This is a genomic window from Mucilaginibacter sp. SG538B (genome assembly GCF_013376065.1).
GTDB classification, from domain to species: Bacteria; Bacteroidota; Bacteroidia; order Sphingobacteriales; family Sphingobacteriaceae; genus Mucilaginibacter; species Mucilaginibacter rubeus.
This window is the reverse complement of record NZ_JABMJI010000001.1, coordinates 1,377,432-1,390,418: the sequence shown is the minus strand read 5'-3', so window position 1 is coordinate 1,390,418 and position 12,987 is coordinate 1,377,432. Positions and strand designations below refer to the sequence as shown.

General features: G+C 41.6%; 12 protein-coding genes. 6 read left to right on the top strand and 6 right to left on the bottom strand.

Annotated features, from left to right (window positions below):
* Window positions 1-20: 20 nt before the first annotated feature.
* Window positions 21-3,302: a PAS domain-containing hybrid sensor histidine kinase/response regulator gene (locus FHW88_RS05650; protein WP_176623786.1), complete on the top strand. Its 3,282-nt coding sequence runs from the start codon at window positions 21-23 to the stop codon at window positions 3,300-3,302.
* Between the two features lie 385 nt (window positions 3,303-3,687).
* On the opposite strand, the gene FHW88_RS05645 is transcribed toward FHW88_RS05650, so the two are convergent.
* Window positions 3,688-4,221, bottom strand: coding sequence for a DUF3347 domain-containing protein (locus tag FHW88_RS05645; protein WP_176623784.1), 534 nt, complete (start codon window positions 4,219-4,221; stop codon window positions 3,688-3,690).
* Between the two features lie 7 nt (window positions 4,222-4,228).
* Window positions 4,229-5,476, bottom strand: a complete 1,248-nt coding sequence (locus tag FHW88_RS05640) for an ABC transporter permease (RefSeq protein WP_091171548.1) — start codon at window positions 5,474-5,476, stop codon at window positions 4,229-4,231.
* A 260-nt stretch (window positions 5,477-5,736) separates the two neighbouring features.
* Here FHW88_RS05640 and queA point away from each other — a divergent pair, with 260 nt between their 5' ends.
* Entirely contained in the window at window positions 5,737-6,786 is a 1,050-nt protein-coding gene (gene queA, locus FHW88_RS05635; protein ID WP_090524496.1) for a tRNA preQ1(34) S-adenosylmethionine ribosyltransferase-isomerase QueA, read from the top strand.
* 100 nt (window positions 6,787-6,886) lie between these two features.
* Window positions 6,887-7,615: a 2-C-methyl-D-erythritol 4-phosphate cytidylyltransferase gene (locus FHW88_RS05630; RefSeq protein WP_176623783.1), complete on the top strand. Its 729-nt coding sequence runs from the start codon at window positions 6,887-6,889 to the stop codon at window positions 7,613-7,615.
* A 41-nt stretch (window positions 7,616-7,656) separates the two neighbouring features.
* Here the strand turns inward: FHW88_RS05630 and FHW88_RS05625 are convergent, their stop codons facing one another.
* The 3 genes from FHW88_RS05625 to FHW88_RS05615 form a co-directional block, all read right to left on the bottom strand.
* The gene (locus tag FHW88_RS05625) at window positions 7,657-7,806 is read right to left on the bottom strand and encodes a lmo0937 family membrane protein (RefSeq protein ID WP_110585189.1); all 150 of its coding nucleotides are present in this window, start codon (window positions 7,804-7,806) and stop codon (window positions 7,657-7,659) included.
* A gap of 110 nt (window positions 7,807-7,916) precedes the next feature.
* On the bottom strand, window positions 7,917-8,138 hold the full coding sequence (locus tag FHW88_RS05620) for a DUF2795 domain-containing protein (RefSeq protein ID WP_002996718.1): 222 nt from the start codon (window positions 8,136-8,138) through the stop codon (window positions 7,917-7,919).
* 94 nt (window positions 8,139-8,232) lie between these two features.
* Window positions 8,233-8,781, bottom strand: coding sequence for a cob(I)yrinic acid a,c-diamide adenosyltransferase (locus FHW88_RS05615; RefSeq protein ID WP_090526166.1), 549 nt, complete (start codon window positions 8,779-8,781; stop codon window positions 8,233-8,235).
* Window positions 8,782-9,022: 241 nt separating this feature from the next.
* Between FHW88_RS05615 and FHW88_RS05610 the strand changes: the two genes are divergently transcribed.
* The 3 genes from FHW88_RS05610 (at window position 9,023) to FHW88_RS05600 (ending at window position 11,200) form a co-directional block, all read left to right on the top strand.
* Window positions 9,023-10,048, top strand: a complete 1,026-nt coding sequence (locus FHW88_RS05610) for a chitinase (protein ID WP_176623781.1) — start codon at window positions 9,023-9,025, stop codon at window positions 10,046-10,048.
* Between the two features lie 73 nt (window positions 10,049-10,121).
* Window positions 10,122-10,745, top strand: a complete 624-nt coding sequence (locus FHW88_RS05605; RefSeq protein ID WP_090524491.1) for a hypothetical protein — start codon at window positions 10,122-10,124, stop codon at window positions 10,743-10,745.
* Window positions 10,746-10,792: 47 nt separating this feature from the next.
* Window positions 10,793-11,200 (top strand): hypothetical protein, encoded by a 408-nt coding sequence (locus tag FHW88_RS05600; RefSeq protein WP_176623779.1) that lies wholly within the window; start codon window positions 10,793-10,795, stop codon window positions 11,198-11,200.
* A 91-nt stretch (window positions 11,201-11,291) separates the two neighbouring features.
* Here the strand turns inward: FHW88_RS05600 and FHW88_RS05595 are convergent, their stop codons facing one another.
* Window positions 11,292-12,941 carry a serine hydrolase domain-containing protein gene (locus tag FHW88_RS05595; RefSeq protein WP_176623777.1) on the bottom strand — a complete coding sequence of 550 codons (1,650 nt, stop codon included), beginning with the start codon at window positions 12,939-12,941 and terminating at the stop codon, window positions 11,292-11,294.
* Window positions 12,942-12,987 lie beyond the last annotated feature (46 nt).

Below are 12,987 nucleotides of genomic sequence, written 5' to 3'. Positions count from 1 at the left end.
GTGCTTATAGACGTTAATAATTGATTAAAAAATTACTGCAAAACATGTCGTTAAAAGGTAACTCATTGGTAATGATCCAAAACCAAGCTACCGTTTATCGCCTTTTACTCATAGGCTTATTTATTGCAAGTCCCTCGTTACACTATCTTTGCTTCCACAATTCTTACGATCCTTTTTGGCTAAGGGCTATAAACTGTTTTTTGTGTGCTATCACGCTATTTTTTTCTTTCATTAATAATAAGGTTTTTTATAAAGCGGGGATCTTTGCCACCGTTTTGTCTTTCCTGGTCATAAACAACTGCATTTTACTTGCCAAAAACGGGTTTGAACATGTGTACCTGTTTAGCGCAATAACCATTTTTATTGCGTTAACCCTTTTTTGCAAAAAAAGCAGGGAATTCATAATTATCTGCGAAGCTAACCTTGCAGCTATTATAACCGCCTATTTTACTGCGCCCAGGCTCGCCATTTCGCCCGCAGTGCTGATCGTACTTATTTTGGTTTTCACTGTAATAGCCTATGTCTCATTTTTAGTGGTGATGGCTTATCAATACCAACTAAAAAATGCTGTTAATAACGTGATGAAGCTTAACCAAAGCCTTATGGTTAATGACGCCAAGCTGCGTGAAAGTCGTAATCATCTCAACGCGCTCATTAACTCGTTAAATGACATCATTTTTGAGTTTGATGAAAACAAAACCTGTATTAATGTATGGTTTAATGAAATGACCGAGCGCGTAGTTGATCCGCGGATAGCGATTGGCAAAACGCTCGATAAGGTAGTGGGCCCGCAAAAAGCCGAAAAGTATGACAGCGCTTTAAACTACGTAATAGAAAACCGCAAACCCATATCAATAGAGTTTTTATCTGATTACGACAGCGGACATTCCTTTACAGCTAACTTTACTCCTGTTTTTGATAAAACAACAGGTTATACCGGCCGGATCTCGGCCTCAGTAGTGGATATAACCGAGCAAAAGAAATATGAACGGGCCCTTAAAGAAAACGAAGGCTTGTTACTTGAAGCTCAAAACATTGCTAAAATAGGCAACTGGTGGTATGACCATGAGAGTAAGGAAACATTTTGGTCGGCCAACCTCAATGACCTGCTCGGGATTGAAGATATCCCCACCGGCACGAACCACTTTCAATATTATATAAGCCTGGTACATCCTGACGACAGGGAGAACGTTTTTGAATACCTTGCATCCATCCGTACAACAACACAAAACCAACTTGAGCATAAATTTATCACACCGGCGGGCAACTTAAAATATATCAGGATCCAACGCGGCGAAAAGAAATTACTGTCAGCCACAGTTACGCGCACATTTGGCATTATCCAGGATATTACCGAAGCCCGCCTTGCCGATAAAGCAGTTAAACTAAGCCAGCTTGAACTGATGGAAGCCCAGGCCATTGCTAAAATAGGCAACTGGAAATATGACGTAGCGTCGCGTCGCCTGTCCTGGTCGGAGGAGCTGAACGGCATTTATGAGCTTGACCGGGATACCTCTTCACGCCAGCACTGTTTTATAAAGGTGCTGCTTAAGCATGTACATCCTAACGACAGGTTTATTGTCAGGAGCTTATTGCGTAACGAGTTAAGCAACATGGATTCATCCTATGAATACCGCATCATAACTACTGGCGGCAATATCAAACACCTGAGTATTATAGCCGGCAAACGCCTTTATAATGAAGACGGAAGTGTGCGCAAAATTATAGGCACCCTGCAGGATATTACAGAACGCAAACAGGCTGAGCTTGATTTCAGAAACGTCGAAAGCAAATACCGGCGGGTATTAGAAACTGTTAATATGATAGCAATAACGGTTAACGACAGTGGCATTGTTACCTTTTGCAACAAATACCTGGCAAACCTGGTAGGATATACCCAGGCCGAGATCATTGGCATGAATTGGATGGACAATTTTATTCCCGATGATCTGAAAGATTTTTTAACGAGCTGGTTTATAAATGACAGTTTTTTACCGCATTACATTAACCCTATTATTTGCCGTAACGGCGAGCAACGGATCATAAGCTGGCAAAATACGGTTTTTTATGACGAAAACGGCGTTTTTAAAGAGACCACAGCGCTTGGCGAAGACATAACAAACCAGGAGAAAGCACGACAGGACCTAATATGGGCTAAAGAAATGGCCGAAAAGTCGTCTAAGTTCAAGTCGGAATTTTTATCCATCATGAGCCATGAGATCCGTACGCCGATGAACGCGGTTATTGGTACAACCAACCTGCTGCTTGACGAAAACCCAAGGCCCGAACAGATGGAATACCTCAATACGCTCAAGTTTTCGGGCGAAAACCTGCTGGCCATTATCAATGACATTTTAGATTATAATAAGATTGAGGCTGGCAAGCTGGAACTGAATAACTCAAGGTTCAACATTCACCAGCTAATCCATAAAATAAAGCAATCTTTTGAGCCAAAGGCGGCCGAAAAAAAACTGACGCTTGAATTGATAATAGATGATACCATTCCCGGAGATTTAATGGGCGATGCCATGCGGCTGAGCCAGGTACTTAATAACCTGATCAGCAATGCCATTAAATTTACACATACGGGTAAAGTTATTATCCGGTTGGATAAGGATGTGATAACCCCAAACACCGTTAATATTAAATTTGCGGTTACCGATACAGGAATAGGCATTTCGCCCGAAAGCTTCAACATTGTTTTTGATCCTTTTATGCAGGGCCAACAGGTAATTGATAATGACTATGGAGGTACCGGTTTAGGCCTCGCTATTACTAAACGGCTGGTTGAACTGCATAAAGGTACAATTGCTGTATCAAGCGAACTGGGTAAGGGTACCACATTTAGTTTTGCTATAAACTTTACCCTCGCTCCTGAGGTCGCTGTCATGAAACCGGTTGCTGTTGCGGCGAATGCTTCAGACTACAACTTACGGGGCATGAATATTTTAGTTGTTGATGACAACAAAATGAACCTGATGATAGCCGGCAAATTTTTAAGGCGCTGGAATGCCCAGGTTCAGGAAGCATCAAATGGGCAAATAGCTGTCGACCTGGTTAACCAAAACTCTTATGATCTTATTATTATGGACTTGCAGATGCCTGTTATGGACGGCTTTGAAGCAACGGCGATGATTAAACAAACACAGCCCGACTTGCCCATCATAGCCCTCACGGCCGACGCCATGCCCGAAACCTACCAACAAGCGCTGGAAGCGGGTATGTGTGATTATTTGACTAAACCTTTTGTTCCTGAAGTACTGTACAGCAAATTGGCAAAACATATCAGGCAATCAGTGTAATTTCGGAGTTAGGATGTTCAATCTGGGATCGAGGCGAAAGGTAAAAGGTTAAAGGCTAAAGGTTTAAAAACCTCCGCTATTCGAAGTCCCCGTTATTCGAAGCCTATGCCTTCGGGTGAACTATGCCGGGAGTTTGTAACTCCAGCCCTACACACTAATGAAATCATATCACAATAGCCTATATATTTGGTTTGCAACCACATACATAAATCATCCATAGACGAAGTCTACGGGCGGCGAAGCGATCAGTATGCAAATCGCTTTAAAATATCATAAAATCCTTCAATCATGAAAATCATGGTTCAAAATAAAAAAAGCGACAGGGATCGCCTATCGCTTTAAATATCATCAACGTAATCGGTGTAATCAAGAAGGATCAACGGTCTTAGTTAATCTGTTCCTTCACAGTTCCGCACTCTTTCATGTGCTCCGGAAAATAGGGGTTTACAATTGGTTTTGTTGACGAAAGCCAGTACCCCCCTTTTCCTCCATCGGCCATCGGGCAAAAGTCAACATAAATTGGCGCCGACTTGAATTTCGCACCTTTTACCAAAGCGATAACATCTTTACTTAATACCAAAAACGCTTCGCGCTGGGCTTTGATATCCGCTGCATTGCTTATCTGGTGCGCCACAGCAGCTGTTTCGCTGCAGCCTTTTATACCAGAAAGCTTACCTTCTAAAGCTGTAGCAGCTGTTTTTATGCCGGCGGGGTCCGATTTAACAAACTCATCTTTTAAAGCGATATAAGCCTTAAAAACATCACTGGTGTTACCTGTATCTGCAACCTGGGCTTCGGCCGCAGGCTTGGCAGCAGCAGTCGTATCCACTTTAGCAATATCCTGTTGTTTGGCAGGCTGGTTACACGCAGCGGCAACAGCTAAAGCCGCTAAAAAACAAAATTCTTTAATTATTTTCATATTACAATTAGTTTGTACGGATAGCTTCTACCGGGTCCAGCCTCGAGGCCGAATACGCGGGAATAATGCCAGCTATCACCCCTATTATAATTGAATAGCTTAAACCCCGTGTAACGTTAGCAGCATCAAGTATTACCTGTACATCTAAAGCGGCCTTTACGGCAAACGTGGCCAGATATACAAAAAACAACCCGATGATCCCGCCCACAAAACAAAGCAAAACCGATTCAATTAAAAACTGCAATAATATGAAATAGTTTTTAGCCCCTAATGATTTTTGTATCCCTATGATATTGGTGCGTTCCTTTACCGATACGAACATGATATTAGCGATACCAAAACCACCAACTAAAATGGAGAACCCGCCAATGATAGCACCGGCAATGTTGACCACTTTAAAAAGATCGTCGAGCTGCTGGGTGATCATGGTTGTACGGTTTAACGAAAAATTATCATCGGCTCCGGGCCTCAGCCTCCTGATAGAACGCATAAGTCCTTTGATCTCGCTTTCAACATCATCGGTCGGGATCCCTTTTTTACCGCGCACAATAATTGAAGGACCATATTTTGAACTCTGTATATCAATTAAGTTGCGGGCAAAGTTAAGGGGCAGCAGCACCTCCTTATCTGTAGAGATACCAAGCATATCCTTACCCTGTTTTGAAAACACGCCTACAATGGTCACATACCGCCCCATCACCTTAATCTGCTTACCTACAGCATCGCCATCGGGGAAAAGGGCCTGGGCTATATCATAACCGATATCGGTTATAGGCGCACCGGTTTTTGATTCCATTTCGGTAAAGTAACGACCACTCTCCAAGTCAAAATTCCAGGTTTTGTCATGATCCTGTGATGCAGCGTCTACCTGGGCGCCTTCAACCGTGTTGCTTTTATACTTTATGGTGCGGTTATCAATATTTATTTCGTATGATAATGCCTCGGCTGTTGTGATACGGCGCGAAAGTTCGTTAAAATCGCGAAGGTCAGATTCGGGCCTTTGCAGGTATTTCCACCAGGGGAAATCGCTCCCGCCTACCCAGGGCCACTTTTGCACATATATACTGTTATTACCCAGCTTATTAACACTATTTTGCAGATTATTACGCAGGGTATCAACTGCCGATTGTACAGCTATGATAGTAAATATACCAATAGTTACCCCAAGCAATGACAGCAACGTACGTGTTTTGTTCTGCCGCAGGGCATCGCCGGCAAACAAAAAACTTTCCCTTAAAAGTTTTAAAAAAAGCATATAACTTATTTTGATCTTACTTGTTAATCAATCCTAATTGCACGGTTAAAGCGTGGAGGTAATAATAATATAACGGGCGTTTTTATTACTGATACATTAAGCCGCCTGCCAATATTTTTTTAGACAACAGAACATGATTTAAGTTACAGTATTTTGCAATTAATATAACGGTAGTGTAATAAAACTGCTTCTTAAAAAAATCTGTTAAATTAACAAAAAAATTCGTACATTTGCGCCCTTGAAAATTCATAAAAACAAGCATGAAATTATCTCAATTTAAATTCAACTTACCTGAATCTCTTATCGCCCATACACCCTCTGCCACCCGCGATGAATCACGTTTAATGGTTTTACACAAAGATTCGGGCAAAATTGAGCATAAAATATTTAAAGACGTGCTGGATTATTTTGATGATAAGGATGTAATGATCCTTAATAATACTAAAGTTTTCCCTGCCCGTTTATATGGCAACAAAGAAAAAACCGGTGCTACCATCGAAGTATTTTTGCTGCGTGAATTGAATAAAGAATTGCGTTTATGGGATGTACTGGTTGATCCGGCCCGTAAAATACGCGTAGGTAATAAATTATATTTTGGCGATGACGATTTGCTGATTGCTGAAGTTGTTGACAACACCACTTCACGCGGCCGTACCATCCGCTTTTTATTTGACGGTACCGACGAAGAATTCCGTCGTAACGTTGAAATTTTAGGCGAAACACCACTGCCTAAATACATTAAACGCAAAGCTACCGCCGAAGATAAAGAGCGTTACCAAACCATTTTTGCTAAGCATGAAGGCGCCGTTGCTGCTCCTACTGCAGGTTTACACTTCAGCCGTGAGCTTATGAAACGCCTTGAATTAAAAGGTGTTGATTTTGCGGAAGTTACTTTGCACGTTGGTTTAGGCACCTTCCGCCCGGTTGAGGTTGAGGATTTAACCAAACACAAAATGGATTCGGAGCAATTTATCATTGAACAAAAACAAGCTGATATTGTAAACCGCGGTATTGAACGCAAAGCACGCATCTGTGCAGTTGGCACAACTTCAATGCGTGCCATTGAATCGGCTGTATCGGCAAACAAAACTTTGAAAGCTGCTAACGACTGGACCAGCAAATTCATCTTCCCGCCGTATGATTTCAGCATTGCCAATTCAATGATCACCAACTTCCATACACCTGAATCAACACTATTGATGATGATTTCGGCATTCGGCGGTTACGAGCATGTAATGAATGCATACGAAATTGCCGTAAAAGAAAAATATCGTTTTTACAGCTACGGTGATGCGATGCTGATCATCTAATCTTCTTAGATTTGAGATATAAGATTTGAGATATGAGACTATGGTTTCATATCTCATTTTTTTTGCAGGCAATTTTGTTAGATATTAGTCAAATAAAGTCATGACAACCTCCAATCTCACATCTCATATCTCACATCTCACAGCTCAAAACAAAAACTACGTTATCATAGTAGCAGGAGGTTCGGGCAGCCGGATGCGATCGGCGGTACCTAAACAATTTTTACTGCTTAACGGTAAACCCGTATTAATGCATACCATTGAAGCCTTTGAGCAATCGGAGGCGAAACCAGCCATTATACTGGTTTTACCAGCAGCTTACCATGCTTACTGGCAGCAATTGATTCAGGAATATTCATTTACCATTTCCCATCAGTTGGTTATGGGCGGAGAAACCCGTTTTCATTCGGTCAAAAACGGGCTTAACCTGATTACCGATCAGGAAGCCCTGGTTGCCGTACAGGATGCCGTACGGCCGCTTACTTCACCTTATATTATTGATGAAGCTTACCAATGCGCCGCCAAGCATGGCACGGCGGTAGTGGCCGTTAAAAGCCGCGATTCGATACGCCAGATAAAAGAAGGCCGCTCGGTAAGCCTGGTCAGGGATGAGATTTACCTGGTGCAAACCCCGCAAACCTTTAGGGCTTCGCTATTAAGAAAAGCTTATGAACAACCATTTGATACCCGGTTTACAGATGATGCAAGCGTTGTTGAGCAATATGGCGCCGAAATAAAACTTACCGAAGGCGATCATAGCAACATCAAGATCACCTTCCCCGAAGATATCGCCATTGCCGAACTGCTTTTAAGCAAAAAGCCACAGCTATAAAGTCTGCGGCTTTTTTGATTTGCAATACAAGGTTAAATTTGTTATGCCCGTCTGATTACACCTAAAAGTACAGCTATAATAGCTATTACTAATAGTATGTGAATCAAACCACCCCCAAATGGGTGTATAAATGCTCCAAACAGCCATCCTATAACCAGGATAACAGCGATAATGTACAATAAACCTCTCATTTTGTTATGTTTTTAGTAGTTAAGTAAATGTGTAATTACCCATACCAAAACCATTCCAAAATTAGCGGTTAATAAAAAAACCCTCATTGCCAAGGGTTTCATTATCGTGTTTAGTACTCGTCTTCATTAAAGAAGAAGTCGTCTTTAGTCGGATAATCCGGCCAGATCTCTTCTATGTTTTCGTACGGTTCGCCATCGTCTTCAAGTGCCTGAAGGTTTTCGATAACCTCAACAGGAGCGCCTGAACGGATAGCATAATCAATTAATTCATCTTTAGTTGCGGGCCATGGTGCATCTTCCAGGTGCGATGCCAGTTCAAGTGTCCAATACATCGTTTTTATTTATATTTATAATTATCAGTAAAATTTACTTTTTCGCAAAAGTATAACATTTTCAAATTGAATATCAATATTTTTTTTCAATTTTTTAAACCCGTGGTATCCACTGATTTTCAGCTATTTTATTAGTATCAGCAATTTTGCGGGCCAAAGTGAACAGGTAATCACTCAACCTGTTCAGATAAATATTCACTTTTTCATCAACTGTACTTTCTTCGGCAAGCTGAACGGTTATCCTCTCGGCACGGCGGCAAACACATCTTGCAATATGGCAAAATGAAATCACATTACTGCCACCCGGTAAAATAAAATGTTTAAGCGCCGGCAGGCTTTCATTCATGGTATCCATTTCCGTTTCCAGCATTTCCACATCACTCATGTGAAGGTCCGGAATAATCATCCGTGACCGCTCAGGGTCGGCTGCCAGTGAAGAGCCAATTGTAAACAACCTGTCCTGTATCTGCTTCAATACCTCCTTATCATGTGCATCAATATCCTGATCACCAATAAGCCCGATGTACGAATTAAGTTCATCAACCGTACCATAGCTTTCAATGCGGATATGGTGCTTGGGCACGCGCGTACCGCCAATTAATGAGGTAAACCCTTTATCGCCCGTTTTAGTATATATTTTCATACTTAATTTAACAAATAAGCCGCCAACAATCAGGCTACAAAAAAGCCAACTCTGATTATCAAGCAATTAAAACCAAGCCCGATAAATCTTTTTTTCATGATTGGTGTTATTTCAAATCTATCATCTTAAATTTTGTATTTCATAACACTTTAGCATATTTTTTGCCAATAAAGTGTAATTTTTAATATGTTAGCTTAAACTTGCATCCGTGATATCATCAAACATACTTAGCGTGAAACTCATGAAACCGATCATATTATCATCCAAGCTGCTCTCCTTATCGCTTATCATCCTGCTTTCAACCGGCTTTAGCTGCGGCGGCAACAGTAAAAGTAGCAGTGGCAGCGACAGTAACAAGGCGGTGGCAGATAAACCGGCCCCTCCTAAAGTAAGCATGGCCAGTTTATTAAGCGAAAAACAATTTAATGATCTTTTTCCGCAACGTGATAAATTTTATACTTATGCTGCCTTTATCAAAGCAGCCGATGAGCTCGGCATGATCAGTATAAAAGTAACCCGCCGGGCAACATCCGTTTACCAGTTGATACGTACCGATAAAAAAACAGGCAAAAAGGCCGTTGTACGCCAGGATGTTGATTGGAACGAAGAATGGGCCAAAGCCAAACCAGATAGCACCTACACCATTGACTATGGCAATTTCTGCACCGAATACAGTGCCGATGTAAATAAAAAGGAACTCGCTGCCTTTTTTGCGCACATTGCGCACGAAACCCGTCATGGCATGAATGCTACATATACCGATGGCCTAATGCTGATCCACGAAAGCAATACCAGCTTGCCTTACGTTGCCGAAAATGATGAATACCCACCTGTGGCCGGTAAAAAATACTATGGCCGCGGGCCGATGCAATTGAGCTATAACGGCAATTACGGCTATGCTTCGGATTGTATTTTAGGCGATGATAAAATACTGCTCCAAAATCCCGAGATGGTAGAAACCGACCCGGTGATGGCTTTTAAAACCGCCATCTATTTCTGGATGACGCCTCAAACCCACAAACCATCGGCGCATGCTGTAATGACAGGCAAATGGCAACCCAATGCAGAAGATAAAGCCGCAGGCCGCACGCCTGGTTTTGGTATGACCATTAATATTGTGAACGGCGAAGTAGAATGCAATAAGGGCGAAAACATGTATAATATGAACGACAGGATTGGCTTTTACCAGTTTTTCCTGAAGAAATTAGGGATTACTGATGCTAATTGCGCTTGTTCATGCGGTAAAATGAAGCCTTATCATTATTAACAGCTGTATTTTTGAATTTCAAAGCAAAAAAGTTATTATTGTATTAGCATTATACAACACTAAACTTTAACATTTGGAATCCACTATTGAAAACGCCGGTTTGTATCCCCCGGCTACCGACCAGTTCGGTGATATCCTGGACAGCCTGAAAAACAGATTCAGGATTGAGCAAACCGGGCATATTGATTTTCATTTAGAGCAGTTTAGTATTTTCAAAGACTATCTCGACATTAGTGTAAAAGAATCATACGCTATAAAAAATAAAAATAACGATAGCTATATGCTGTTCACCGAATGCCAGTCAAAACATATCGGGCATCATCACGGCAAGGCTGTAACCTACACGCCATATCAAACCTGGGCACTGGCTTATTTAAAGCATGATTTTGGCCGGATACTCATCAGGCGCGAAACATTGGTTGACAAGATCATTGAACTGATCCACCCGGTTGAGCTTGATTTTGCCGAAGACAAGGCCTTTAGTGACACTTTTTATATGCTGGTAAGCGACCGCCAAAAAGCAATTACCGGTGCCGACCGTAATTTCCGCAACGTGGTAATGGATATCAGGCTGGATGATTTTGTAATAGAGATTGTTGAGCATACCCTCATTATCGGTAATACCCACGCCATATCTGCAGAAAAAGCTATGCACCTGGCAGAGTTTGTTTCGAGGCTGTGTACCACCTGCGATTGAGCGAGTAAGGCCATTAGCCCTGCTTTACCTATATTAAACCATACCATATGAGCCTATTCGCACTAATTTTGGCTGTCGCTGTTAACACCCATGCTCATTTCAAACCCGATACTGTTGATTACTGGCATGTTAAATACAACAATAAAACAATAGCTGAATATACCGCTTTTGATAAAAAGCCAATTGTTATCAAAAAGCAACGAATAAAAGATACAGATATATTAACTGTTGAATATGGCAATGACACACCTTGCTATGAGGGCGATAAAGGATTGTATATTTTAAGTGACGATAAAAAACGGATCGCAATAACTTCAGTCAAAATAAACCAGCCACTAAAAGTCTATTTAAATTACATCATAGCCACAAAAGCGTATTATCATCTAAAAAATCTTGATTTCTATTACTTCGATTGCCGAAGAAATAATTTGATATTTCGATTAAAAATTGAATAACCATAAAAGGTAGAGACGCATCACGTGCGTCTAACTGTGTTACAATTTTGATTTGCATATTCAGAGACGCAATTATCCGCCTCTACAGCAATCATTTCAACACCGCCGGTAAAATGTAATCCTTCATCATTTTATCAACCTGCGGATGCGCGTAGGGCGTGTTGTAGGCCTCGGCGGTTATAATAACCACCAGCGGCTCATCGGTAAAAACAAAGATCTTGTTGCCGCCATTGCCTGAACAGTAGTAAGTTTCGTAAGTTTTATTGTTTACTGTATAAGTTTTGTTCCAGAATAGGTAACCGTAAAAACCCTCACCTACCACATCTTTTGGTAACGTAAGGTGTTTGGTAAATGATTCCTTAACCCAGTTTTGCGAAATTACCTGTTTGCCATCCCATACACCGCCATTTTTATACAATTGCCCGAATTTGGCATAATCAAGCGAGCGCATTTGCAGGCCGCCCGCGGTATTGGGTACATTCTGCGGTGTGTACTGCCAGCGATAATTACTGATACCCAATGGCTTGAACAGCTTTTCGGCCGAATATTTATCAAGTCCGCCGGGCACTGATTTATTCAGGATATCGCCCAATACCACCACGCCGGCTGTAAAATAATTCCATTGTTTACCTGCCCTTTTATTGCTGTCTGTTTTAAGGCCAAGGGTAAATTTGACCCAATCATCGGTGGGGTACATATTTTCTTCATTCCCCGGCGAATCACTTTGGTTGTCATCCGCGTCAAAAACGGAGCTCATGGTAAGCAGGCTTTTTAGTGTTACATTTTCTTTTTGAGGTGAGTAGTTACTAAACTTCTTAAGGTCATAAAACTCCTTTAAGGTTTGATCAACGCTTTTGATATAGCCATCATGAACTGCAATCCCCATCACGGCCGAAGCAAATGTTTTACCAACCGAACGGGGATTGTGTAATGAATCGCGGGCACTGCCATTAAAATATTCCTCAATTAGCAACTTGCCGTTCCTGATCACTACCACGCTGGTGATCTGTTTAAACCTGTTGCCGGCAATAAGGGCATTCATCTCCATGATCTTCTTTTTATCAAAATCTTCTTTTGATACCTGCCAGCCGCTGCCCGGTTTTATATTTTGCAGTTCGGCGTCTCTGAAATCAATTGCCGGTACGGTAACCCTGATCTCTCCCTGTGCTATCAGCCCACCTACTTTCAGATCAGGGACAGCAACATAGGGCCTTACTTCAATTTTGAACCGGTGCGTACCTGTAGTAAGTGCATCTTCCCCGCCATGGGCCATAAACCGCCCCCACAAAAAGCGTCCCCATGAATCTTCTCCCCGGCTACTGACGAGCGGAACAAAAATGGTGGTTTTTGTATTTTTTACGATGGGCAAATTGGCCCCTTTATGCAGGTTTTCCTGGTAAACCTGCCTGCCATCTACATAAAAAACAAACTGAAAATTCCCCCCGTTCAATTGTTCAATACTTAACGACGGCGCTAAGCTATGCTGGTAATTGGTTAATGAATTGGCCAGCAAAAGCCGCATGTACAAATTATTGGCAGGTTTAGCCTCATAGCTTGTTAACAGATCGGTTTGTTCCAGTTTTTCAAGCGGGATAGTATCCGCCTCAAAAACAACCTTACCCATATTGGCTTTTTGAAGAACGGAGGTTATAGGTTCAGGTTCGATGATATTGCCCACCTGCGCGAATGTTTTACAGCCGGTTGTAAGTATAATGGAGATTATGAGTAAATAACGTTTCATTTTAATTGTTTAGATATTACAAATCTGCGTCTATCAACACTTTTAA